Origin of the sequence: Aequorivita echinoideorum, from assembly GCF_018476645.1 — a bacterium.
Taxonomy (GTDB): Bacteria; Bacteroidota; Bacteroidia; order Flavobacteriales; family Flavobacteriaceae; genus Aequorivita; species Aequorivita echinoideorum.
Map to the genome: position 1 here is coordinate 647527 of NZ_JAHCTB010000001.1, position 24254 is coordinate 671780.

Sequence of the window (24254 nt, forward strand, 5' to 3'; positions counted from 1 at the left end):
CCATTACCGTACTTTTGCCCAAAGTTTGGAATCGCATATTTGAGTTATAAATCAACAATTGATTGCTCTAAAGTTTTTAAAATTTAGCATATGGCGCAACAGAATTCAGAAGAAATAGATTTAGGGTATTTACTGAAAAAGTCAGGAGATTTTTTCAAAAGTTTGCTCCGCGCATTTTTCAAGGTGGTTGACTTTTTTGTAAAATTCTACATTTTTATTATAGCATTGATTATTGTAGGGTTTATTTATGGATACTACAAAGACAGTAATGCAGTAAAATCATATAATAATGAGCTCATTGTAATCCCAAATTTTGAGAGTGTAGATTATTTATATGATAAGGTTGAGGCAATAAATACTAAAATCTCTATGGGCGATAGTATTTATCTTAAGCGAATTTTAGATACCAATTTCAGAAAGTTGGGAAGTATTAAAATTGAGCCTATTGTTGATATCTATAATTTCGTTTCCAAATCTAGAGAAAACATTGATATCTTCCGGATAATTGCGGAAAAACAAGATTTCGCAGAATATGTTGACGATATGTCGAACAGTAGATATTATAAATATCATAAACTTAGTGTTTCTACAGTCGGAAAAACAAGTTCTGAAACCATTATAAACAAGCTGCTTTTTTATATTAATGAAAATGAACATTTAAAAAACTATAAAAAAATCTATCAAGAAACAAAGGATTTTGAAATTCAAGAACACTATGAAATGATTAATCAAATTGATTCTATTTTTAAAAATGATGATAGTAAGATTAATTCAGCTTCATCCATAGAGGTTGTAACCAATAATGATCAACACTTTTTGATCGAAAAAAAAGAAGAAATACTTGAAAAAATCGTAAATCTTAAAGTGGAACAATTGGATTATACTGAACCTGTCAAATTGGTTAACGCAGATTATAATCTCAAAAAGGAACGATTTTTAAATATCTCAAACAAAGTAAAATATCCATTCCTGCTTGTTTTCTTTTTCTCTCTAATTTTCTTTGTTATTTACGTTTTCAAAAAAATGCGTACTTATTCAAAAAAAAATTAAAATCTTCTAAAATTGACGAAAAACCTCATAGTTTTCGGCACCCGTCCCGAAGCCATTAAAATGGCGCCTCTGGTCAAGGAATTTTTAAAAAACGAAAATTTCGAAACGAAAGTCTGCGTTACCGCACAACATAGGGAAATGCTGGATCAAGTTTTGGATTTCTTCGAAATCATTCCAGATTTTGACCTTAATTTGATGCAGCCAAACCAAAATCTGTACACGCTTACCGCGACTATTATTGAGAATATGAAACCTGTGTTAGAAGAATACAAACCAGATTTTGTATACGTGCACGGCGACACCACCACATCAATGGCCGTAGGCATTGCAGCCTTTTACAGTGGTGCTAAAATATGTCATGTTGAAGCTGGACTTAGAACCTTTGATAGGCAATATCCTTTCCCCGAGGAATTCAACAGGCAACTTACCGGAAAGATTGCAGATTACCATTTTTCGCCAACCACCCTTTCAGAGAAAAATCTTTTGGCAGAAAACACCCAAAAAAAGAATATTTTGGTAACTGGCAACACGGTTATTGACGCGCTTCTTTACGGAATTGAAAAAGTAAATGCCGAAAATTTCAACGATTCAGAAATAGAAGAATTAAAGAAGATTTTAGATTTTCAGAAAAAAATAATCCTCGTCACGGGCCATCGCAGGGAGAATCACGGCGAAGGACTTGTAAATATTTGCAACGCGTTAAAAACCATCGCCAAGCAAAATACAGATACCCAAATTATTTATCCAGTTCATTTAAACCCAAATGTTTTGGGCCCGGTGCACAAACTTCTTTCTGGGATTGACAATGTTTTGTTAGCAGAACCTCTTGCCTATCCCGCTTTTATTTGGTTAATGGAAAAATCATATCTCATCATTACAGATAGTGGTGGGATTCAAGAAGAAGCGCCAAGTTTGGGGAAACCAGTTCTTGTTACGCGTGATACTACGGAACGTCCCGAGGCTGTTGAGGAGGGCACGGTTATTTTGGTGGGAACACATTCAGAAAAAATTATTGACCACGCAACAAAGCTTTTAAAAGATTCAGAATATTACAATTCCATGAGCATGCTTCACAATCCCTATGGCGATGGCAAAGCAACAAAGCGAATTGTAAACTTTATAAATAATTTATAAAATGGAACGAAAACCCACAGTAGTAATGATGGGGCTCGGTTATATAGGCCTGCCTACCGCTGCGCTCATTGCGAGCCGGGGAATTCAGGTAACCGGAGTAGATATACACCAGCACGTTGTTGATACTATAAACCAAGGAAAAATTCACATTGTGGAACCAGATTTGGATGGTCTTGTACACCACGTTGTGAAAGAAGGTTTTTTAAAAGCGGCTACAAAGCCAGTTACCGCAGATGTGTATTTAATAGCCGTGCCTACGCCCTTTAAAGGAAATCACGTTCCAGACCTATCGTATGTGGAAGCTGCGGTCAAAAATTTGATTCCTACTTTGGAAAAAGGCGCATTGGTTATTCTGGAATCCACAAGTCCGGTAGGTACAACTCAAAAAGTACAGGAAATCATTTTTGAGGCGCGCCCAGATTTAAAGGGTGATCTATTTATAGCCTATTGTCCAGAGCGCGTTTTGCCGGGTAATGTTATATATGAACTGGAACAGAACGACCGCGCCATTGGTGGTATAGATGATGTTTCCACCGAAAAGGCCGTTTGGTTTTACAAACATTTTGTAAAAGGCGAATTGCACAAAACAAATTCACAGACCGCTGAAATGTGCAAATTGGTTGAAAATTCATCACGTGATGTGCAGATTGCCTTTGCAAATGAACTTTCTATGATTTGCGACAAGGCCAATATAGATGTTTGGGAACTTATCCGTCTGGCAAATAAACATCCGCGTGTAAACATTCTCCAGCCGGGGACTGGCGTTGGCGGGCACTGCATTGCAGTGGATCCGTGGTTTATAGTTTCAGAATTTCCAGATGAAGCAAAAATAATCCGCGCTGCCCGCGAAATAAACAATTACAAGACCGAGTGGGCCATAGAAAAGGTAAAGAATGCTGCGCTTCAGTTTAAGATTGATAATGGAAAAGACGCAACCATAGCATGTATGGGCTTGGCATTCAAACCAAATATTGATGATTTGAGGGAATCTCCCGCGCTCCACGTAGCTGAGCAATTGGAAAAAGAAAATTTCAATGTTCTTTTTGTTGAGCCCAATTTAAGCACGCATCAAAAATATAATTTGACCTCAATAAAAGAAGCAAGGGAAAAAGCGGATATCATCGTTTTCCTGGTTGCGCATAAGGAATTCAAAAATTTGCAACTGGAAGCTATTAAGGTTATGGATTTTTGTGGGGTGGGGAAATAAATTCTTTAGATTTTTTAATGAATTAAATCTAATCTAAAATTAAAATCAGGATGACATTTTATAAATCTACATTATTTAAAAATATGTCATCCTTGGTACTTATCCAAATAGCCAACTTTGTAATTCCCTTGTTAATTGTGCCATATATTAGCAGAATTATAGGTATTGAAAACTATGGGAAGTTAGAATATGCAAGAACCTTGGTTTTATATTTTACTGTTTTAATTGATTACGGATTCAATTTAACAGCAACAAGGCAAATTTCAATACACAGAGAAGATAAAAGGAAAATAAACCAAATTGTAACAAACGTTTACATTTCAAAATTTATTCTGTTTTTATTATCAATCCTAATATTTTGCATCTTACTTTATTTCGATGAGGATTTAAACAAGATGTCAATTCTACTTTCTGTAACATTTCTTATAAATTTTGGGTTTTTTCTTTTTCCACTTTGGTTTTTTCAAGGCTTGGAGAAATTGGCCACTATAGCTTATATCAATTTAGCCATCAAACTTATTGTTGTAAGTGGTGTTATTTTTCTAATTAATGAGAGCAAAGATTTTTGGTTTTATAATTTATTTTTATCATTGGCACAAATAATCATTGGTCTTGTTTCAATATATATTCTATTTACAAAATATAATTATAGATTTTATAAAACTAACATTAAGCAGGTTAAGGCACAGTTTAAAGATGGGTTTAATGTTTTTTTGACAACAATTCTTGTAATGTTTTTTGTGAGTTACGCGTTTATACTACTTCAAAAATATGGCTCCGATTTGGAAATAGGGGCATATTCTACCGCCAATAAACTTGTGATGACAGTACAAGTGCTGGTTTTAATGCCATTTAGCCAAGCCTTTTTTCCATTTATAGCAAAAGCCGCTAATGAAAATTTAAATAAATTTAAAAAACACATTTTTAAAGCTTCAAAATATATATTTTTCATCACATTTATCATCGGGATTGTAACTTTTGTATTCGCCGAATTAATCATAAAAATAATCTTTGGGGCAGAATATCTTTATGCTACAGATACATTAAAGATTTTGGCATTTTTGCCAACATTCACCGTACTCACCAATTTGTTTAGCTATCAGGGATTGTTAAGCTTAAATAAGGACGGTCTTTTCCTTAAAATACATATTTTTTTCACAATTATAATATTCATTCTTAGTTATTTACTCGTACCGGTTTATGGACTGGAAGGAGTAGCTTTTCTTAGAATTTTTTCAGAAATAATATTAATGTCAGTTTCCTTACTGTATTTAATAAAAACTATAAAAAAGCGTGAAAATGCCTATTGATATATCTATAATTATTCCTGTTTACAATACGCAGGAATATATAATGCGCTGCATTAATAGTGTTTTAAAACAAGACCTGAAAAATATTGAAATAATTATTGTTGATGATGCGTCAACAGACACATCATATGAAACAATTTTAAAAATTCAAAGAACTGATAATAGAATAAAATTATTAAGATTAAAGGAAAATCGAGGGCAAGCATTTGCCAGAAATTTGGCACTGTCAAAAGCAGTAGGAGATTATATTTTATTTTTGGATAGTGACGATTTTTTAGAAGAGAATGTTCTAAAAAAACTTTATGATATTTCCAAGAAATATGATTTGGATATTCTTGAGGCAAGATATAATAAAATAACAGATAATAAAAGTGAAATTAAACCATCATACATTAAAGAATCGATGCATGATGTTCTTTCGGGTGAAGAATATGTGGCGAAATCTGGAGATATAGCTGTAGTTGTGTGGAATAAACTTTGGAAAAGATCTTTTCTGAATAGCAATAAAATTCAGTTTGAAGATAGGAAGTTTGAGGACGTAGATTTTGTGGTCCGCGCTCTTTTAATTTCACAAAGAGTAAAAAGCGAAAAGATCGTAATTTACAATTACATCGTTAGGAATAATTCCACAATGACATCGGGAATCACTTTGAAAAAAACCCAAGGCTATGTTTCTTTAATGATAACGCTCGACAAGCTTATACATAAAACCCAAAGTGTTAGTATGAAAAAGGCAATACACAAAATTTTGATATACACCTTTTTAAGCGCACCAGATTATTTTCATAAAAAAATGAAAAATGAGGAACTGGTTGAATACAAAAAATATAAAACTATTTATAAAAAAAACCGCCTAAGCATACTTGGTAATGAATATACAAATCTTCCCCTAAAAATTTTGGTGTCCATAAATCCTTTACTTGCCAATATGCTCTATAAAAAAATTAAAAAGATATAATGGATTTCAAAAAAAAAAACAAAATATATAAAATAGGTAATCTATTGCCTTATTTTGTTTTAATTATGTTATCATTTATTTCTTGCCAAAATTATACTCTTGAAAAATCATTGGAAAATGGACTTTCAGATTACAGAAAAACGCGTTACATAAATGAAAAAATGCTAGATGGGTATTTTATAAAAAAAATTGCTTTTTTTAAAAAAGATTCCTTGAATTATAGATTTATTTTTCAACTTAGTGATGATGCTGAAAAAAGCGTTATTGAAAAATATGGGCTGGGATTGGTTTATTTTGCCGACAAAAAAACATTAAAAGACACTAATGGGTATATCATTCATCAAATGAAACCAAACCTAAAAAATTACGGCAAGCATAAATACATTATTGAAACAGTATTGCCACCAGCCCAATACTTGGATAGTATCCACATCTATCTTTCTGGAAGAAACAATTATACTGGGGTTATTGGTAATATGGTCTATATCAAAAATATAGATTTAAGATAAAATAATAAATTATATGGATTTCAGATATAAAAATCTCAGGCTTATAATATTTATTTGTCTATCATTTCTTTCTTGTAAAAAAAATGAGGCCGAACCAGAATTAGACAATACCGCCATAATCCCATCAAAAGATTCAATACCCGAATTAAACAATAAATTCACCCAAGTAACTAATCTCGAAAAACTTGATCTTGAAGCGGACTATAAAATTGAAATAAAAAAAGAACAAACAAAATTTTTCTTTGAGAGTGATAATATTGAAATGATCAAAAAGGTGCAGTTGGATGAAAATGGAGTGGTTTCTCAACCCGATGGAAGTTATTTTCCAACGGCGATTGCCCAAATGGGAATGCGCGCTATTAACAAGTATCACAATACAGGTTCTGAAGAAGCAAAGCAAATTTTGTTAAACCAGGCAAAATGGGCAAAAGATAATTTTGAAGATCACGGTAATTATGGCTTTTGGGTTTTTACCCAACCACAGCCAGCTTACCATATCAATAAACCGTGGACTTCTGCAATGGGTCAGGGAGAAATGTTGAGTCTTTGTCTTGCAGGATATGAAATTACAAAAGATAAGGTATATTTAGAAATAATAGAAAAAGGACTTAAAGGCTTTTTAATTCCCATAGAAAAGGGCGGTTTTCTTAGGAATTGGGATACCGACGAGGCTTGGTTTGAGGAATATGCTACACCAAGACCTTCACGCGTACTCAATGGGGCTGTTTTTGGACTTGCCGGTGTATATCAAGTTTACGAAGCATCTGGGAGTCAGCTAGCATTACAAATATTCAATGCTGGGGTCAGGACTATAAAGAACCATCTGCATAGCTATGATGCAGGTTATACTTCCCGCTATAACCTTGCAGACTGGAAAAATGAGGTTGTAAAAGAATACTATCACGAAATACACATTTTACAATTGTTGTGGCTCTATAAAATAACCCAAGATCCCATTTTTAAAAATTATGCAAAAATCTTTTTAGAAAATGATAAAGGAGATTTTTTCCCCAAAATGAATGGATATAGATTAAAGTCTAAAATTGATACTATTATTTCAAGTAACTGTATTGATTGTGAACAACACGGACCTAATAATTTGACTGATGAGTTATGGGCGTATGGAAATTTTTGGAGTTCCTATCAAAACTCAGAACTTATAATTGATTTTGGAGATGTAAAAGAAGAGTTTTATGCCATTTCCCTTTTCCATGTAAATAAAGTGAGTTCGGAAATAGATTTCGATTTATATGCTCTCAATGAAAATACAGAAAAATGGGATTTGAAACAGCGCTTTTTAACGAAGGAAATTAAGGACAGAGTTGCTGGATATAACATTACATCAAACTATGAAACGTTTATTGAGCATTACAAAATTTTTGAAAGTATAAAAACTTCAAAAATTAAATTGGTTTTTCATACAGATTCAGCACACGTTATCGCACTTAGGGAAATTAATTTTTTGTATGATAGGGAAAAGGATATTGAATATATTTTAGAAACAGTAGATAAAAAACTGTTAAGTATTTACGAATAGAGTTTTATATTGCTTTTAAATAAAATTAAATTTTGTGAAATAAACAAAAGATGTATAAAAGATAGCAGTAAATTATGTTTACAATAAAACATCTCGACAGTTTAATAATAATTTTAATGTTTGGGCTTATTCCCGTTGATACCCTGCATGGATTTGTTCTTCAAAAGGGCATCGTTTTACCTATAAGCATTGGGCAGTTCTATAAACTAATTGTAATTTTAATTTTGATTTTCCGGTTTTTATTAAGGCCAAAAGCGCTATTCGTTTCTGTTTTTTTCTTTGCATTGCTCATTTTGCCCACGTTGTATCAAATCATTAAACAAAGTGATGTATCTTTTTTTTTTACAGATGTTATAAAAATTTCAAAATACCTTACACCGCTATTTGCATTTTTGTTTTTTGTGGATTATTTAAAAAGGGAAGGGCAGAGAGGTATAGACATTGCTTTAAAGCTTGTTAAGTTTTCCTACATTGTGCTAATTGGTAATGTTTTCCTTAAATATGTAGGATTGGGATACCCAATGTATGAATATGGAAATATAGGCAGCAAAGGCTACATATATGCTGGAAATGAAATTTCAGCACTTTTGGTAATTTTAAGTGCAATCATAGCTTTTGAGTTATGGAGGAAAGGAGAAAAGCTAAAGTATTTTTTATTTTGGGCACTTACTTTTTTTGCCGGTTTGACAATTGGCTCAAAAACTGGATCTTTTGGAGTTCTGTTAATTTTTCTATTAATTCCGTTGAAAAGACCTTCATTTAAATTGAATTTCAAAAGGGTTTTTTTCTTCGTAATATCCTTGTTTGCGCTAATTCCCGCAGCAATATATTTTGCTTGGGTTTTTATAAGAGATACAGATTTATTTATAAGGTTACAGTATTTTTATGGTAAGAAAGATTTTTTAACATTCTTACTTTCAAACCGGAATGTATTTTTTAAACACGCATATGATAATTACTTACAGCATTATAACTTTATTGAAAAAATAATTGGTATTGGGCAAGCCAATTATGAGCTTTTAAATAATGGTGAAATTGTGGAAATTGATATGGCGGATATCCTATTTTCTTTGGGAATAATGGGATTAATTTATTTAGCTCTGGTAAATACATATTTAGTAATACAGGCCATTCGCTTTTCCAAAAATAATAGATTTATATATTCAAAATTCGTTTTGTTAATGATATTAGCTCTATTCGGAATATCTGCTACTGCAGGACACGTTTATAGTTCTGGAATGATAGCTGTTTTTATGGGACTTCTTTTTTCATTAATGTATTTTAAAAAATCTGAAAACTTAGGAATTGAAAATATTATGAAATGAAAATATTTTTAATCTCAAATATGTTTCCTTCACAAAAAGATCCACTTTTTGGGGTTTTTGTGAAAAACTTTAAAACCCATTTAGAAGGAAGAGATGTGGTATTTTCCGCAGTTTCTGTTATAAATGGAAAACGATCAAACAAGGTCAGAAAGTTAATTTCCTATTCCAAATATTATCTTTCCATATCAAAAAATTATTTAATCAAAGAGTTCGATTTGCTTTATGTTCATTTTTTAAGTCACAACGCTCCCATACTCACGCTACTACTGTTTTTCTTTGGGAAGAAAAAACCCTTGGTAGTAAATGTTCATGGGGACGATATTATAAAATCGAAAGGAAAAAAAATAGATAAACTTAATAAATTTGTATTGAAAAAAACAGATTTGATTGTAGTTCCGTCTTCATATTTTCAAAATATAATGCTGTCAAACTACCCATTTTTAAATGCTCAAAAAATTTTTACATCACCCTCAGGCGGTATTGACGGCAACAAATTCTATAACATTCCTAGACCTGAAAATACAGTACCTATATTTGGAATGATTTCCCGAATAGATGCTGGAAAAGGCTGGGACGATTTTTTAAAAGCCTTACACATTTTAAAACTAAAAGGCATAAACTTCAAGGCTATAATTGCTGGGCAGGGACTCGAGGAGAACAAAATGCAGCAACTAATAGCTGATTTAGACCTAACAGATAATGTTAATTTTCTCGGGCTGGTAAAACAAGATCAATTGGTCAATCTTTACAACCAAATGGACATAATGGTTTTTCCAACAAGAAGAGAGGCAGAAAGTCTTGGATTAGTTGGTTTAGAAGCAATGAGCTGTAAAACTCCAGTTATAGGGAGCAATATTGCAGGACTTAAAACCTATATTGATAACACTAAAAATGGATTGTTATTTGAGCCTGGAAATACGCAAGAACTGGCAAAAAGTATAGAAAAGTATTTGAATTTTTCAAAAGAAGAGAAAAACGAATTGCGGGAAGCAGCATTTAAAACCGCACAAAAATATGAGGCAAACTACGTAATAGCGCAGTTAAATGCTAAATTAGAGCAATTATGTACCAAAAACTGAAACTCGCAATTTATTACACCATTTTTTACAATCTGCCACATTCCAGATTTTTGTCATTTTCAAATACTTTAAGGGTTTGGTACGTTTCAAAGGTGCTAAAATTAATGCCTTACAGCAAACTAAGTAAGATTGAGCACAATGTTTACCTTTCAACCGGAAAGAATATAAAAATGGGGCACAATTGCAGGATTAATGAAAATGTTTTTATTCAAGGAGCATATATTGGCAATAATGTTCTTATTGCGCCAAATGTTTCCATTTTAAGCGTTTCCCATAACCACGAAAATATAGAGATTCCTATTGTTGATCAAGGCGATACGCTACCCAATCCGCCTACTATAAAGGACAATGTTTGGCTGGGCAGAAACGTTGTGGTAATGCCGGGAATTGTTATAGGCGAAGGCGCGATTGTGGGAGCAGGAGCCGTTGTTACCAAAAATGTTGACCCCTATATCATAGTTGGGGGCGTTCCCGCAAAATTTATAAAAAACAGAAAATAATAGTCATTGGAAAATATTATGAATGCCAAAATAATGAAGTTTCTTAACGCAACAGCTTTTTTGATGGCATTTTTTCTTCCTTTAAAAATTGAGGCAAGCAATTTTTTTTTAATACTATTCTTCCTTGGGTCGGCATATTATCTATTTATCAAGAAACAATGGGTTTTGAGGGATCCAAAAACATTATTGTTTACAACCCTGCCAATTTTTTTGCTCAATTGCATTGGCCTATTCTATTCATCGCCCGCTTTTGAAGGCACAAAAATACTTGGCCGGAATATAGCTTTTTTACTCTGCCCTTTGCTGCTTTTTTTTTATGCTGCCCCCACTTTAAAGGGTTTCAAAAAAAATCTTTTCAATGGATTGGTTGTTGGTTGTGTAACCTCTTTGGTAATCCTTTTAACCAACAATTTCCTCAATTATTTTGCTACACGGCCACTGTTGAGGTTTGATGATGAAATTTTCAATTACTATTATACATATTATTATTTCACACATTTATTTGAAATTCACCCAACGTATTTGGGCGCTTACGTAGTTTTGGCAATTGGGATTTTATTCGAAAAAATTTTCAGTCCGCAAAAAAGAAAGCTCCTGTTTTTTTTGGGAGTTTTGATACTTTCAATAGGAATTGTTTTTATCAATTCCCGGATAATCTTTCTTTTATATACGTCTCTTTTAACTTTCTTTATTTTGAAAGCGATACTTCTTTTTTATAGAAGAAAAAAAATGCGCTACTTAATTATGACTATTGGAGCTTGTGTAATAATTTCAGTTTTCACCGTTTTTGCGCTTTCCAATACATTTATTATATCAAGAATTACCGATGAATTAAGTTGGGAACTTACGGACCAAGTAGGTACCGCTTATAATGAAAAGGTTGATTCAGATTCCCGAATAGCCAGATGGAAGTCAGGCTTGGAAGCTTTTAATGAAAAACCTGTTTTCGGTTATGGAACCCATTCAGAAAAGGACCTTCTTGCGCGTTATTATAAAAAAAACGGATTGCTTACGGCTTTAAAAAACCGTTACGACTCTCACAACATTTATCTGTCTTTTGCACTGGAATTTGGGATGTTTGGCTTGTTGATATTGCTTTTCTATCTGTTTTCAAATTTATTTTTTGCGTTAAAAAGCAAAAATTTTATTTATTTCCTATTGTTTTCGATGGTTGTGACCATATGTTGTTTTGAAAGCTATTTAAAAAACAACGCCGCAATAACATTTGTGGCAATGTTTGGTACGGTTCTATTTTTTTTAAATTTTGAGGCATTTTTAAATAAACCCCAAGATGAATCTCGCTAAAACAAAAAAAATTATCCAGCAGTATTTGACAGCCTTATTGCTATTAGTGTTTTTCGTTTCAGAAGCGTTCAGCAAATACTTTATTTATTTTGATGGTGGCAAATCGGATATTCCAAGAATGATTAAAACAGCTGTTTTTGTTTTTTTGGGTGTGGCGCTTTTAAAAAACACTAAAATTATACTGTACACAGTTGTGCTTTTTGTTTCCTTTTCAATTGGGCAATTTTTTTTGAACAATGGATTTCAAACTGAGATTTTAGTATCCTTCAGCAAATACTTGTTCCCAGTTTTTCTTTTTGCCTATTTCAGCAAATACAGCGTTTCCAGGGCCGGAGTTCAGTTTCTTTTCAAAACATTTGAGCACATACTAGTTTTTAATGGTATTCTAATATTTTTAGGGCTTTTGTTTGAAATATATTTTTTCAAATCATACGTGGGCGCAAGGTTTGGCTATAACGGCATATTTATTAATACCTCCACCAGCTCCTATATTTATGCCATTGCCATATTTTATTTTTTACTGAAATACAAAGACCAGTTTTTAAAAAACTGGAAGTCATTGCTTATCATCATTTGCAGTTTACTTACGGGTACTAAAATTTTATACCTATTCATTCTCGGGGCTTTGATAATGTATGTTTATTCATTTTTAAAAATTAGCAAACAACAAAGAAATGTCCTTTTTACATTCATCGGGATTATTGCAGTATCGCTTCTCTATTTTTTCTTTTTTCATTGGGGAAAATTCAATGATATTAGAACTGAAAAAGGCATTGTTTCTTCAATACTTTCTTTCCGTGATGAATTACTTATTAACAATACAATCCCTTTCATAACAAACAATTGGCAATGGCCAAACTATTTGTTCGGTGGAATTTCAGATTTGGCAACACGCTCCCAATTGGGCTTTATAGATATTTTTTTATTTTGGGGTATTCTTGGTGGTTTGCTTTATCTATTTGTTTATTGTAAAGCTTTCATCCCCAAATCAATGGTTAAAAATGGATACATAATTGTTATTGTCCTCGGAGTTATGGTATTTTTGGCCGGAAATTTTTTCGAAAATGCTTCCGTGGCAATCTATCTCCTCATTTTAAAAGAAATTTTGACAGAACGCCCGCCGTATTGCAATAATATCCAACTGAATGAACAGAATCAAAATCCTTAACACCACCATAGACAATCTCTCCATGGCCGAGACCCTTGCGCTGGTAGAGGAAAAGATTTCTAAGAAGGAACAATTGCACCACGTTGTGGTTAATGCCGGGAAAGTGGTCTCCATGCAGAAGGATATGCAGCTTAGGGAAAGCGTGAACCAAAGCCACATCATAAATGCAGATGGGCAGGCCGTAGTTTGGGCATCAAAATTTCTGAAACAACCCCTAAAGGAACGGGTTGCAGGCATCGACCTAATGGCAAATCTTGTGGAAATGGCTCATAGGCACAAAAACAAAATATTTCTTTTTGGCGCTACGGAAGATGTTGTTAAGTCTGTTGCCGAAAAGTATGCATCCCATTACTCACCAGAACTTATCGCAGGGTACAGAAACGGCTATTTTTCAGCTTCCGATGAAGAGGAAATAGCAAAACAAATTGCCAATAGCGGAACGCAGATGCTTTTCGTAGCCATTTCTTCCCCTATAAAAGAGAATTTTCTTTACCGCCATCGCGATATTCTCAAAAACGTAAACCTTATTATGGGTGTTGGCGGTAGTTTTGATGTTGTTGCGGGAAAAACAAAACGCGCTCCAAAATGGATGCAAGATGCTGGACTGGAGTGGTTTTACCGTTTTCTTCAGGAACCACGGCGCATGTGGAAGCGTTATCTGGTTGGGAATTCCAAATTCGTCTGGCTCGTGCTCAGGGAGCGTTTCAGAAAAAAATAAGCTGACTACATAAACTTAGGATTCACCTACACATACTCCCCAGATAAAGTATAGATGATGTATGGATAATGTATGGGTTCTCTGTAATTAGGTTGCGGTATTAATTTTTTATTAGTGATATAGTTTTTATCTTCCCCTAAAATTTAAAGCGCACCATTATTTATGAGGATTCTTTTGGCAGCCATTTATCCGTATGCGTTTTTATTGCTCTATTTCATTATTCCGTTTGACGATCACGGACGCATTTTTCCAAACATTCTTTTGGCGTTATTGGTAGTTGCCTTTCCATTTATAGTTAAGAAAAACGATTTCAAAAAGTTAAAATCTTGGTCCGTAGCCATTCTTTTTCTTCTTTGTGCCTATCTATTGATTAATTCCACGCTTGCGGGTAGAATAGATTCAGATTTTAAAATCATCAGTAAGGTCCTGCTTTCCTTCGGTTTGGTCATTCTCTACATTCCCATTGCAGATGTCAGGAAACTAAACAGCGCCATTATATTTTCATCCTTGGTTGCCATTATCTATTCCGTTTACAATTTTGTTTTGATCACGCACGAAACGGGTAGTTTCGCGCTGGGTGAATCGCCACAGGTGGTGGAGTCATTGTTGGTTGATAGGTTGTATTTGGGCTTGCTGAGCACCTTCAGTATATTGATTTCTTTTCTGGCAATTAAGAAAAAATTTCACCCCAACAACAATTATTATTTGGCGAACATTATAATCAATCTGGTTTTTATAATTCTTATCGCATCAAAAATTTCTATCATAGTATTAACTGTTTTATTTTTGATTCGCCAATTTTACGGAAAGAAAAAAGTCTGGAAAATGGTCGCAGCATCCTTAGCCCTCGCAGCCCTAGTGGGTTTTTTTGGGGTTATGAAATATGAAAAACAAGCTTTCAATAAATTGAAACCCGGTGAAGGAGCCCCTAATTTCATAGAAAATTCCATAACCTGGGAAATAAGAACGGTAGTATGGCAATGCGCCGAAGAAATAATCAGAAACGAAGGCTTTACCTTAACAGGTGCAGGTTTTTACGAAACAAAAGACAAACTGGTAAGCTGTTATGACACCCAAATCATTGATAAAGCAACCGAACAAAAGTTCATCAGCCAGCGCTACAATACGCACAGCCAATTCATAGATTTTTATCTTAGCGCCGGTTTCATCGCATTTTTTCTATTTGTTTTATTCATTATTCTGAATTTCATTCAAGTACATAACTACTTTTTGCCCACTGCAATGCTCGCCATTTTGGTTATGTATTGTTCGGTGGAAAATGTTTTTCAAAGGCAAATTGGGGCATATTATATGGGTTTCATTTTAATTGTACTTGCCACAAGCATAACAGCGGGGACAAACAACGAAATAAAAAAAAGCTAAAAGAAAATTGCAAATTGTACTTTTGCCCAATTAAATTAAATCTGAAACACTTTTTGTAAAGACTCTAAGTGAAGCAAAACAACAAATGAAAATAGCAGTAATAGGAACAGGTTACGTAGGTCTCGTTACCGGTACGTGCCTCGCCGAAACGGGAAACGAAGTTATTTGCGTGGACATTGACGCCGCAAAGGTTGAAAAAATGCGCAATGGCGAAGTGCCCATCTACGAACCGCACCTCGATGTTCTTTTTGAACGCAATATAAATGCCAAGCGGCTCTCCTTTACCACATCTTTGGAAGAGGGATTGAACCACGGTGAAATTATTTTTCTTGCGCTTCCCACGCCGGAAGATGAAGATGGATCCGCAGATCTTTCCTATGTTTTAAATGTTTCTGAAGAAATCGGGAAACTCATAAAAGAGTACAAAGTGATTGTTGACAAAAGCACAGTGCCCGTGGGTACTGCTGAAAAAGTGCAGCAAATAATCGCAAAAAATGCGCAATGCGATTTTGATGTGGTATCAAATCCAGAATTTCTTCGTGAAGGTTTCGCTGTGGACGATTTTCTGAAACCCGAAAGGATTGTAATCGGCTCCAGCAGTGAACGCGCCACGGCATTGATGAAAAAACTTTACAACCCATTTGTGCGTTCCGGAAATCCCATAATTATTATGGACGAAAAATCTGCCGAGCTTACCAAATATGCGGCAAATTCATTTCTCGCCACCAAAATTACTTTTATGAACGAGATTGCCAATTATTGTGAAAAAGTGGGTGCAGATGTAGACATGGTTCGCGCCGGGATGGGTACGGATAGCCGCATTGGCAAGCGCTTTCTCTTTCCGGGTATCGGTTACGGTGGGTCTTGTTTTCCAAAAGATGTAAAAGCGCTTCAGAAGGCAGGAAAAAATGAAGGGTATGATTTTAAGATTTTGAATAGTGTAATCGAAATAAACGCTGCCCAAAAAACCGTTTTGCTTCCCAAGATTGAATCCTATTTTGAAAATAATTTAAAGGGAAAAACAATCGCAGTTTGGGGGTTGGCCTTCAAACCCGAAACGGACGATATTCGCGAAGCACCATCCATAGATTTAATGGAAGCCTTGCTTGAAAAAGGAGCGACACTTCAAGTTTTTGATCCTGAAGCGATGCCAAATATTGAAAAACGTTTTGGAGATAAATTGAAATATTCCAAATCTATGTACGATGCCGTTGAAAATGCCGACGCGCTATTAATCTGTACCGAATGGAGCATTTTCAGAACGCCGGACTTCAAAAAGTTGAAAGATTCATTAAGTAGGCAAGTTATTTTTGACGGAAGAAATCTATATAATACCACCGATATTGAAGCAGAAGGATTTTCCTATTTTTCCATAGGAAGACGGGATGTGAAATTATGAGAAAAACAGTCTTAATAACGGGTGCCGCAGGGTTTTTGGGATCGCATTTGTGCGATAAATTTATTAGTGAGGAGTATCGCGTTATTGCTATGGATAACCTAATAACCGGCGACCTTAAAAATATTTCACACCTCTTTCAGTTAGAGAATTTTGAATTCTACCATCACGATGTCACAAAGTTCGTGCATGTGCCGGGCAATGTGGATTACATTCTACATTTCGCATCGCCCGCAAGCCCTATCGATTATTTGAAAATCCCAATCCAAACCTTAAAAGTAGGGTCTTTGGGTACACATAACCTCTTGGGATTGGCAAAAGAAAAAAACGCTCGTATTTTAATTGCCTCTACTTCTGAAGTTTACGGAGATCCATTAATACATCCACAAAATGAGGAATACTATGGGAACGTAAATACCATAGGCCCGCGTGGAGTGTATGATGAAGCCAAACGTTTTCAGGAATCAATAACAATGGCGTATCACCGTTTTCACGGTCTGGAAACTCGTATCGCTCGTATTTTCAATACGTATGGGCCAAGAATGCGCCTGAATGATGGACGTGTAATACCGGCATTTATTGGGCAAGCGCTTCGTGGGGAAAATTTGACCGTTTTTGGTGACGGCTCGCAAACGCGTTCATTTTGTTATGTGGACGATGAGGTTGAAGGCATTTATCGGCTTTTACTGAGTGATTACGCGTTGCCCATGAACATAGGCAATCCTGAGGAAATTACCATTTTGGATTTTGCCAATGAAATAATAAAACTTACGGGAACAGAGCAGAAAATAGTTTTTGAACCCCTACCGCAAGATGATCCGCTACAGCGGGAGCCAGATATCACCAAGGCGAAACAGATACTGGAATGGGAACCAAAAGTTTCCAGAAGAGAAGGGATGCAGAAAACATTTGAATATTTTAAAAATCTTTCAAAAGAAGAACTCTTTAAAAGTGAGCATAAGGATTTTTCAAAACATAATAGAGGATAATGTTTAAAAGTGGAAGATACTCGGGATTATTGCGGCCTATTTCTTACGGAATAGACCTTTTCCTTATTCATTTTCTGGCATTTAAGTTTTTTGGCTTTGGATTTCCCTTTTTCAATTTTGTGGTTTTTGTTACCATCGCGTGGATTTTAACTTCCTTGCGGAGTGGTTTTTATGAAATTTATCGTTTTACACATATTACAAGAATAATAACGCTTTCTGCTAGGCAGGGAACCATTTTTATATTGGTCGTTTTTGCCTTCTTTGGTTTCTACAAAGAGTTTGCGATACTCAATAAAACAGTTTTTTATTACTCGATTACGGTTATGCTCTGTATAACCGTTATAAAACTGACTATTTTTCTTCTTCTGAAAAAATACCGACTTATTTTGGGCGGGAATGTGCGTAAGGTAGTAATAATTGGTTTGAACCAAAAAACCGATCAGCTGAGAAAATTTTTCAATAACAATCCGGTTTACGGATACAAACTTTATAAAACATTTGATCTTCGCGGGAGTGATAAAACAACGCTGGACGAATGTTTTGATTACATTGTACAGGAAGGCATTGATGAGATTTATTCATCCGTTGCTGAGCTCAATAATAAAGAATTATTAAAGTTGGTGGATTTTGTGGATAATAACCTTAAAATCCTCAAATTCTTACCGGACAATAAAGAAATTTATAGCAAAAGATTGGATTTTACCTATTATGGCGTCCTTCCCATATTGTCAATGCGCAAAATTCCAATGGATGAGCCGTTCAATAAATTCATAAAACGAAGTTTTGATATTCTATTGTCCGTAATTGTAATTGTAGGCATACTTTCTTGGCTCACGCCGTTATTAGGACTAATTATCAAATTGGAATCGAAAGGTCCAGTTTTCTTCAAACAAAAAAGAAATGGTTTGGATTATAAAGAATTTTATTGTTATAAATTCAGATCCATGAAACCTAATCCCAGTGCACATATTTATCAAGCTACCAAAGGAGACGAACGTATAACGCGCGTAGGTAGAATTATTAGAAAAACCAGTATGGACGAGCTTCCACAATTTATAAATGTGCTTAAGGGAGATATGTCTGTGGTGGGCCCACGGCCACACATGGTAAGCCATACGCATATGTACGCGGAACGCATCGACAAGTTTATGGTGCGGCACTTTATAAAACCTGGGATTACAGGCTTGGCACAAGTAAGTGGTTTTCGTGGTGAGGTGGAAACAGATAATGACATCATTAATCGAGTAAAGTTTGATATTTTTTATCTTGAAAATTGGAGCTTATTTCTAGATATAAAAATCGTTTTTCAGACCATTTACAATGCCCTCCGCGGAGAGGAAAAAGCGTATTAAAATATGTCTGGCATAGTTTCCATAATTACGCCAGTTTTTAATTCTTCGCAGTTTATTGCTAAAGCTATTGAAAGTGTTGTCAATCAAACTTACAAAGATTGGGAGCTTATAATTGTGGACGATGCTTCTTGGGACGCTTCCATAGAAATTATTGAGGAATTTAAACAAAAGGATTCCAGAATTCGTTTTTTTAGACTTGATGAAAACCAAGGTGCAGCCTTCTGCCGAAACCTCGCCACCGAAAAAGCAAACGGAAAATACATTGCTTTTTTGGACTCTGATGATCTGTGGAAACCTGAAAAATTGCAAATCCAAACGGATTTTATGGAACAGAATAATTGCGACGTCTGCTTCAGCAATTATCTTCATATAGATGAAAATGGAAATCCACTTCATAAAAGGGTTATTGCAAAATCTTCACTTTCCTATAAAAAACAACGTTTAAACAATTACATTGGCAACCTCACGGGAATTTATAATGCCGAAAGTCTGGGAAAAATTCTGGCTCCCAAAATTCGAAAACGGCAAGATTGGGCCGTGTGGCTGGAAGCTATTCACCGGAGCGGTAAACCAGCCTTAGGAATCCAGCAGGATTTGGCATTTTATCGTGTGCGCAAAGGCTCGGTGAGTGCAAATAAATGGAAACTTATAAACTATAATTTCCTGTTTTATAGGGACTATTTGAAATATTCCTATCCAAAATCATTCTATTTTTTGCTACTTTTTTTCTGGGAATATTTCATGCAAAGACCGAAATATATCGAAAAACTAAAGTGAGGAAACAAACTGTTTCAACTTTCCGCGGTTGTTTCGTATTAAAATAGCGACTCGTTCAAAAGTAATTTTTAAGCCGTTTTCAAGATAGCTAAAAAGTGCATTTTCAATTTTGGCGATTTCCTCAGCAACCAATTCTTTTTCCGAAACATACGTTATCTTAAAAGCGTCCAAAGCGGTTTGTTCCACCACAAATTCCTTCACATTTCCATCGTCCTCGATAATGCTTTTGGTCACGTAATAAAAGCTAAGCCCAGGAACTGTTTTTCCGCTGGGAAGCTTAGCCAAATCATTGGTGCGGCCAACTAATCGTTTTAAAATCGGTTTTTTAAAAGTGCTTTCCTCGGCCAAAATTCCGGTATCGCCAATCTCGTAACGAATCATTGGATGCGCTTTATTGTAGAGTGACGTTATAATAACACGTCCGGACTTTCCGTGTTTTACGGGAATGTTGTTTTCATCAAGAATTTCAACAAAAAGCGTTTCGCTGTTTAGGATAAATTCACCACGTTTATTTGTGAATGCAATTAAATCCAGTTCCGAAGCGCCATATTCATTAACAACGGGAACGCCAAAAGCATTTTCCAAAACTATTTTATCTTCTTCAAAAAGCATTTCGCTGGTGACAATGCAATAGTTCAAAGAAGGGCAAATTTCATTTAAAACGATGTTTTTTCGCTTCAGAAATTTTGCGAAGTACACAATTGCGCTCGTATAACCATTGATATATTGAAATTTTTTTCTTCGGAAAATGTTGAGAAAATGCTCCATTTTTTCTTCGGAAAGATCAAAAACCGGAAATCGATATCGCTTCGCCAAAAAATCCTTCAACCGCTCTTTCCGGTAACCAAAAAAATCCAACGGTATACCATAGAAACGTGCTTGCAGATGCGTGTTAAAATCAATACCGTACCAGCCAACCCTATCCATATTTTCGGCCCAAGTGAGTGCGTGGCTAAACCTATCTTTTGCAAAGATAAAAGGTGTCCCGCTGGAACCTGATGTTTTGTTTATGTAAACATTCTTTTCAGAAAAACCATTGGAAAGTCGCTGTGCGAGTGGCTTTTGGAGATCAGATTTTTTAAGGATTGGAATATTTTCCCACTTTTCGAAATCAATATTTCCAATGAAATTTTTGTAAAAATCATTGTTTTTTATATGAAATTCAACAATCTTCTTTCGAGCCTCAGAAATGTAATTTTGATATGCAACTTCAGGAATTTGCTGGATTCCAGCCAATTTACGTTTAGCTTCCGAAATAGGAAATCCCTGGGTTTGCAGCGTAAAGTCGAAAAGATTCAATGCAATATAAATTAGGGTTTCAATTTACAAACAATTATTTTTGAAGCTGAAATAAAAACCAATCGACCCATGAATATTTTGATCCTCGGTTCCGGTGGCCGCGAGCACGCATTTGCTTTTAAGATTTCAGAAAGTAAGCATTGCGACACCCTCTTTGTAGCGCCTGGAAATGCGGGAACTGCTGCCATTGCGACCAACTTAAATTTGAATATATCCAATTTTGAGGAAGTGAAAAAGTGTGTGCTGGAAAATAATATCAAAATGGTGGTGGTAGGGCCGGAAGATCCGTTGGTCGCGGGAATCGCCGATTATTTTTTGGAGAGCGAAAAACTTGCAAATGTGCAAATAATTGGTCCCACAAAACGTGGTGCTTTACTGGAAGGAAGCAAGGAACGCGCTAAGGAATTTATGATGCAACACAACATTCCCACCGCTGCCTATGCCAGTTTCAGCAAAAAATCCCTGGATGCCGGTAAGGAATTTCTATCTACCCTAAAACCACCCTATGTTTTAAAAGCAGATGGACTTGCGGCGGGTAAGGGGGTGCTTATTCTTCAATCGTTGGAAGAAGCCCAAAACGAACTGGAAAATATGCTGAACCACGGCAAATTTGGCGCAGCCAGCGAAAAAGTGGTCATCGAGGAATTTTTGGACGGTATTGAACTGAGCGTATTCGTACTTACCGATGGAAAAAACTATAAAATTTTGCCCACGGCAAAAGATTATAAACGAATTGGCGAAGGCGATAAAGGTTTGAATACCGGCGGAATGGGAGCTGTTTCTCCAGTCCCGTTCGTTGATGAAATACTGATGAAGAAAATTGAGGATAGGGTAGTAAAACCTACTATAAACGGTATTTCAGAAGAAAAAATCGATTACAGAGGTTTTGTGTTTATCGGGCTGATAAAAGTTGGTGACGAACCGTATGTTATTGAATACAACGTGCGTATGGGCGATCCGGAAACGGAAGTGGTTTTGCCACGCATCAAAACAGATTTGGTAGAAATTTTTGAGGCTACATTTCAAAAGAAATTGAATGAAATAACTATTGAAATTGATGAAAGAGCCGCCGCCACGGTGATGATTGTTTCTGATGGTTACCCTGAAAATTATGAGAAGGGAAAGGAAATTTCGGGTTTAAATGGCGTAGAGGATTCCATAATTTTTCACGCCGGAACAAAATTGGAAGATGGAAAAGTGATGACCAACGGAGGGCGGGTCCTCGCAATAACATCAATGGATGGGGATTTCAAAAAGGCGCTAAAAAAATCCTATCAAAACATAGAAAAACTAAATTTTGATAGGATGAATTATCGTAAGGATATTGGTTTCGACCTTTAATCCCGAAGCGTCCAGCGGCTTTCTGCAGATTGCACCTCGTCTTCATTGTTGTCATGAAATACTTTGAGCACGCGCAACCAATAAATGAAAAGATAGGCAAAAATCAAGATAAAAATCCAAGAAATTATATTTGCCAGCCACCAGCTGTCAACGGTCATTCTGAAAAAATCCAATGGTAAAAAAAGTGTATTCTCAAAAAGGGAAGCTATTCCTTCCCAGATATCTTGCCAAGTCATATATTTAATCTTTAAAAAGCAAAAATATAAAAATACCCTTTATGCTTACAAGTTTTTTCGGCAAATCTAATCCCGTAAATTATTTGATTTTAGGCATATTTATAGCGCTTGGTTATTTGTTTACGTGCTTTTTTAAAAATCCCGTTGAAATCTCCGTAACCTCAATAGTCATCAATATTACTTTGATGGCCGTTGCGGTGCTTTCCATGCTGCTTTTGGATTTCATTATCAGGAAGAATGACATTACCCGCACCAACACATACGCTATTTTATTTTTCACTTTCTTTCTGCTTGTGCTTCCGCAGGTGTTTTTGGCACCAAAAATATTGCTCGCAACTGGCTTTTTGCTCTTGGCTTTGCGTAGAATCATAAGCTTACGGACGGACAAAAATGCGGCAAAAAAAATTCTGGACGCCAGTATTTGGATTACGGTAGCTTCTTTTTTTCAGTTTTACACATTGCTTTTTTTTATCCCACTTTGGATCGCCATCATCCAAAAACCGAATTCAGATTATAAGCAAATGTTGATGCCCATTACGGGTTTTGTTGGCACTTTTCTTATCTGCACTGCGTATCATTTTCTCGTGGAAGATTCATTTCAATGGTTTTTTAATTGGAAAGAAAAAATAAGTTTTGATTTTTCAGCGTATAATTCACTTGGGCTTTTACTGCCGGCAGCCATAATCTTCGCTTTTGTAATATGGACCGGCGTCAATCGAGGATTTAGGTTTTCAACCCTTTCAACCAAAGAAAAACCCACCTATTTGTTGCTATTCTATTGTCTGCTCGTCAGCATATTTGTGGCACTGGCAGGACCGGAAAAAACGGGAGCTGAACTTCTTTTTTTATTGCCCTTTGCATCCATAATCTGTGCAAATTACATTGAGGCGCGTGAAAACCCAAAATCTTCTGAAAAGGATATCAGTGAATTTTGGTTCAAGGAAATACAGTTGTGGTTGGTTGTTTTGCTTCCGGTTTTGATGCTTTTTATATGAAATTGGATTTGGAAAAAATTGAAAATGAGTTGAAAAATCGCTGTCACTATCACTACGAATGGGGTCAAAAGCAAAATGATATTTGGGACGCCCGGACCAATTTTATTTACGAAACCACGGACTGGGAAATGTTGATTGAAAAAATAAAGAATTTGATTACTTCTGAAAATTTAGATAAAAAAAGAGCCTTTAATTACGCCGCCAACCGCTGGTTTAACTTTTGGAGCGCCATGGCCGTGGAACAGATTTTTTCTGAAATGCCACAAATTGAAAAAGTACCTCAAAGCAAAGACCATAAAAAAGATTTCTATTTCTGCGGAATTCCATTTGACCATAAAACATCGGTTTTTCCGAAGCATTTGAAGTGTACTTTTGAAGAGGCAAAAAATTCAAAAAGAACGCTCATAGATTGGTTCTACAAAAATCAAAGCAATCAAAAAAGAAATCATTTTCACAATAGGCTTTTTGTCGTGGTTTTTGATAAAAATGGCGCTCACTGGAAGCTAAAAGCGGAAATAGGCTTGTTAAAAAATGCCATTGAAGCATACGTTTCCAATTTCAAAATGGAACAATTGGAACAATTCAATTTCACCGAAGAAACGCAAACGGTAAGTGATGTAATATTTGTAAATAAAAATAATTAACTATCTTTGGACATATTCTGTCTAAAATAGATTTGTCTAAAC

22 protein-coding genes and 1 pseudogene are annotated in these 24254 nt (G+C 35.2%); 21 read left to right on the forward strand and 2 right to left on the reverse strand.

What is annotated here, in order from left to right; all coding sequences use genetic code 11:
- Positions 1–90 precede the first annotated feature (90 nt).
- From KIV10_RS03065 to KIV10_RS03150, 18 genes and pseudogenes are all read left to right on the forward strand, one after another.
- Positions 91–1050: a hypothetical protein gene (locus tag KIV10_RS03065; protein ID WP_214112010.1), complete on the forward strand. Its 960-nt coding sequence runs from the start codon at positions 91–93 to the stop codon at positions 1048–1050.
- Between the two features lie 12 nt (positions 1051–1062).
- Positions 1063–2184, forward strand: a complete 1122-nt coding sequence (gene wecB, locus KIV10_RS03070; RefSeq protein ID WP_214112011.1) for a non-hydrolyzing UDP-N-acetylglucosamine 2-epimerase — start codon at positions 1063–1065, stop codon at positions 2182–2184.
- A gap of 1 nt (position 2185) precedes the next feature.
- Positions 2186–3391: a UDP-N-acetyl-D-mannosamine dehydrogenase gene (wecC, locus tag KIV10_RS03075; RefSeq protein WP_214112012.1), complete on the forward strand. Its 1206-nt coding sequence runs from the start codon at positions 2186–2188 to the stop codon at positions 3389–3391.
- 50 nt (positions 3392–3441) lie between these two features.
- The gene (locus tag KIV10_RS03080; protein WP_214112013.1) at positions 3442–4701 is read left to right on the forward strand and encodes an oligosaccharide flippase family protein; all 1260 of its coding nucleotides are present in this window, start codon (positions 3442–3444) and stop codon (positions 4699–4701) included.
- Positions 4691–5659, forward strand: coding sequence for a glycosyltransferase family 2 protein (locus KIV10_RS03085; RefSeq protein WP_214112014.1), 969 nt, complete (start codon positions 4691–4693; stop codon positions 5657–5659). The genes KIV10_RS03080 and KIV10_RS03085 overlap by 11 nt, the downstream gene beginning before the upstream one ends.
- On the forward strand, positions 5659–6168 hold the full coding sequence (locus tag KIV10_RS03090) for a hypothetical protein (protein WP_214112015.1): 510 nt from the start codon (positions 5659–5661) through the stop codon (positions 6166–6168). Before KIV10_RS03085 ends, KIV10_RS03090 begins: the two co-directional genes overlap by 1 nt.
- A gap of 13 nt (positions 6169–6181) precedes the next feature.
- Positions 6182–7705, forward strand: coding sequence for a D-glucuronyl C5-epimerase family protein (locus KIV10_RS03095; RefSeq protein ID WP_214112016.1), 1524 nt, complete (start codon positions 6182–6184; stop codon positions 7703–7705).
- 302 nt (positions 7706–8007) lie between these two features.
- A complete protein-coding gene (locus KIV10_RS03100) occupies positions 8008–9030 on the forward strand; it encodes an O-antigen ligase family protein (protein WP_407650143.1) in 1023 nt (340 codons plus the stop codon).
- Positions 9031–9089: 59 nt separating this feature from the next.
- Positions 9090–10109 (forward strand): glycosyltransferase family 4 protein, encoded by a 1020-nt coding sequence (locus KIV10_RS14020; protein ID WP_214112018.1) that lies wholly within the window; start codon positions 9090–9092, stop codon positions 10107–10109.
- A 338-nt stretch (positions 10110–10447) separates the two neighbouring features.
- Positions 10448–10603 (forward strand): annotated as a pseudogene (locus tag KIV10_RS14060) (DapH/DapD/GlmU-related protein); the annotation flags it as partial.
- 69 nt (positions 10604–10672) lie between these two features.
- A complete protein-coding gene (locus KIV10_RS03115; RefSeq protein WP_246516177.1) occupies positions 10673–11914 on the forward strand; it encodes an O-antigen ligase family protein in 1242 nt (413 codons plus the stop codon).
- Positions 11901–13082 carry a hypothetical protein gene (locus KIV10_RS03120; protein ID WP_214112020.1) on the forward strand — a complete coding sequence of 394 codons (1182 nt, stop codon included), beginning with the start codon at positions 11901–11903 and terminating at the stop codon, positions 13080–13082. Before KIV10_RS03115 ends, KIV10_RS03120 begins: the two co-directional genes overlap by 14 nt.
- Complete coding sequence (locus KIV10_RS03125; RefSeq protein ID WP_214112021.1) at positions 13060–13800, forward strand: WecB/TagA/CpsF family glycosyltransferase; 741 nt, start codon at positions 13060–13062, stop codon at positions 13798–13800. Before KIV10_RS03120 ends, KIV10_RS03125 begins: the two co-directional genes overlap by 23 nt.
- A gap of 162 nt (positions 13801–13962) precedes the next feature.
- Entirely contained in the window at positions 13963–15183 is a 1221-nt protein-coding gene (locus KIV10_RS03130; RefSeq protein ID WP_214112022.1) for an O-antigen ligase family protein, read from the forward strand.
- A gap of 85 nt (positions 15184–15268) precedes the next feature.
- A complete protein-coding gene (locus KIV10_RS03135) occupies positions 15269–16582 on the forward strand; it encodes a UDP-glucose dehydrogenase family protein (RefSeq protein ID WP_214112023.1) in 1314 nt (437 codons plus the stop codon).
- On the forward strand, positions 16579–17568 hold the full coding sequence (locus KIV10_RS03140) for a UDP-glucuronic acid decarboxylase family protein (RefSeq protein ID WP_214112024.1): 990 nt from the start codon (positions 16579–16581) through the stop codon (positions 17566–17568). Before KIV10_RS03135 ends, KIV10_RS03140 begins: the two co-directional genes overlap by 4 nt.
- Entirely contained in the window at positions 17568–18920 is a 1353-nt protein-coding gene (locus KIV10_RS03145) for an exopolysaccharide biosynthesis polyprenyl glycosylphosphotransferase (protein ID WP_214112025.1), read from the forward strand. The genes KIV10_RS03140 and KIV10_RS03145 overlap by 1 nt, the downstream gene beginning before the upstream one ends.
- A 3-nt stretch (positions 18921–18923) precedes the next feature.
- A complete protein-coding gene (locus KIV10_RS03150) occupies positions 18924–19697 on the forward strand; it encodes a glycosyltransferase family 2 protein (protein ID WP_214112026.1) in 774 nt (257 codons plus the stop codon).
- Here the strand turns inward: KIV10_RS03150 and KIV10_RS03155 are convergent.
- Positions 19689–20996 carry a phenylacetate--CoA ligase family protein gene (locus KIV10_RS03155; protein ID WP_214112027.1) on the reverse strand — a complete coding sequence of 436 codons (1308 nt, stop codon included), beginning with the start codon at positions 20994–20996 and terminating at the stop codon, positions 19689–19691. The two genes, KIV10_RS03150 and KIV10_RS03155, sit on opposite strands and share 9 nt — an antisense overlap.
- Before the next feature lie 69 nt (positions 20997–21065).
- Between KIV10_RS03155 and purD the strand changes: the two genes are divergently transcribed.
- Positions 21066–22337, forward strand: coding sequence for a phosphoribosylamine--glycine ligase (purD, locus tag KIV10_RS03160; protein ID WP_214112028.1), 1272 nt, complete (start codon positions 21066–21068; stop codon positions 22335–22337).
- On the opposite strand, the gene KIV10_RS03165 is transcribed toward purD, so the two are convergent.
- A complete protein-coding gene (locus KIV10_RS03165) occupies positions 22334–22573 on the reverse strand; it encodes a DUF6341 family protein (RefSeq protein WP_214112029.1) in 240 nt (79 codons plus the stop codon). The genes purD and KIV10_RS03165 overlap by 4 nt on opposite strands.
- A gap of 41 nt (positions 22574–22614) precedes the next feature.
- Between KIV10_RS03165 and KIV10_RS03170 the strand changes: the two genes are divergently transcribed.
- Both KIV10_RS03170 and KIV10_RS03175 read left to right on the forward strand, forming a co-directional pair.
- Positions 22615–23568 carry a DUF6427 family protein gene (locus KIV10_RS03170; protein WP_214112030.1) on the forward strand — a complete coding sequence of 318 codons (954 nt, stop codon included), beginning with the start codon at positions 22615–22617 and terminating at the stop codon, positions 23566–23568.
- The gene (locus tag KIV10_RS03175) at positions 23565–24212 is read left to right on the forward strand and encodes a hypothetical protein (RefSeq protein ID WP_214112031.1); all 648 of its coding nucleotides are present in this window, start codon (positions 23565–23567) and stop codon (positions 24210–24212) included. The genes KIV10_RS03170 and KIV10_RS03175 overlap by 4 nt, the downstream gene beginning before the upstream one ends.
- The last annotated feature ends 42 nt before the right edge of the window (positions 24213–24254 follow it).

Excerpts from the sequence above, each read along its gene's own strand:
- KIV10_RS03130 (WP_214112022.1), top strand. The coding sequence starts at position 13,963 with ATGAGGATTCTTTTGGCAGCCATTTATCCGTATGCGTTTTTATTGCTC.
- KIV10_RS03150 (WP_214112026.1), top strand. The coding sequence starts at position 18,924 with ATGTCTGGCATAGTTTCCATAATTACGCCAGTTTTTAATTCTTCGCAG.
- KIV10_RS03115 (WP_246516177.1), top strand. The coding sequence starts at position 10,673 with ATGGCATTTTTTCTTCCTTTAAAAATTGAGGCAAGCAATTTTTTTTTA.
- KIV10_RS03125 (WP_214112021.1), top strand. The coding sequence starts at position 13,060 with ATGAACAGAATCAAAATCCTTAACACCACCATAGACAATCTCTCCATG.
- KIV10_RS03165 (WP_214112029.1), bottom strand. The coding sequence starts at position 22,573 with ATGACTTGGCAAGATATCTGGGAAGGAATAGCTTCCCTTTTTGAGAAT.
- KIV10_RS03175 (WP_214112031.1), top strand. The coding sequence starts at position 23,565 with ATGAAATTGGATTTGGAAAAAATTGAAAATGAGTTGAAAAATCGCTGT.
- KIV10_RS03170 (WP_214112030.1), top strand. The coding sequence starts at position 22,615 with ATGCTTACAAGTTTTTTCGGCAAATCTAATCCCGTAAATTATTTGATT.
- KIV10_RS03145 (WP_214112025.1), top strand. The coding sequence starts at position 17,568 with ATGTTTAAAAGTGGAAGATACTCGGGATTATTGCGGCCTATTTCTTAC.
- KIV10_RS03135 (WP_214112023.1), top strand. The coding sequence starts at position 15,269 with ATGAAAATAGCAGTAATAGGAACAGGTTACGTAGGTCTCGTTACCGGT.
- wecC (WP_214112012.1), top strand. The coding sequence starts at position 2,186 with ATGGAACGAAAACCCACAGTAGTAATGATGGGGCTCGGTTATATAGGC.
- KIV10_RS03080 (WP_214112013.1), top strand. The coding sequence starts at position 3,442 with ATGACATTTTATAAATCTACATTATTTAAAAATATGTCATCCTTGGTA.
- KIV10_RS03140 (WP_214112024.1), top strand. The coding sequence starts at position 16,579 with ATGAGAAAAACAGTCTTAATAACGGGTGCCGCAGGGTTTTTGGGATCG.
- purD (WP_214112028.1), top strand. The coding sequence starts at position 21,066 with ATGAATATTTTGATCCTCGGTTCCGGTGGCCGCGAGCACGCATTTGCT.
- KIV10_RS03095 (WP_214112016.1), top strand. The coding sequence starts at position 6,182 with ATGGATTTCAGATATAAAAATCTCAGGCTTATAATATTTATTTGTCTA.
- KIV10_RS03090 (WP_214112015.1), top strand. The coding sequence starts at position 5,659 with ATGGATTTCAAAAAAAAAAACAAAATATATAAAATAGGTAATCTATTG.
- KIV10_RS03085 (WP_214112014.1), top strand. The coding sequence starts at position 4,691 with ATGCCTATTGATATATCTATAATTATTCCTGTTTACAATACGCAGGAA.
- KIV10_RS03065 (WP_214112010.1), top strand. The coding sequence starts at position 91 with ATGGCGCAACAGAATTCAGAAGAAATAGATTTAGGGTATTTACTGAAA.
- KIV10_RS03120 (WP_214112020.1), top strand. The coding sequence starts at position 11,901 with ATGAATCTCGCTAAAACAAAAAAAATTATCCAGCAGTATTTGACAGCC.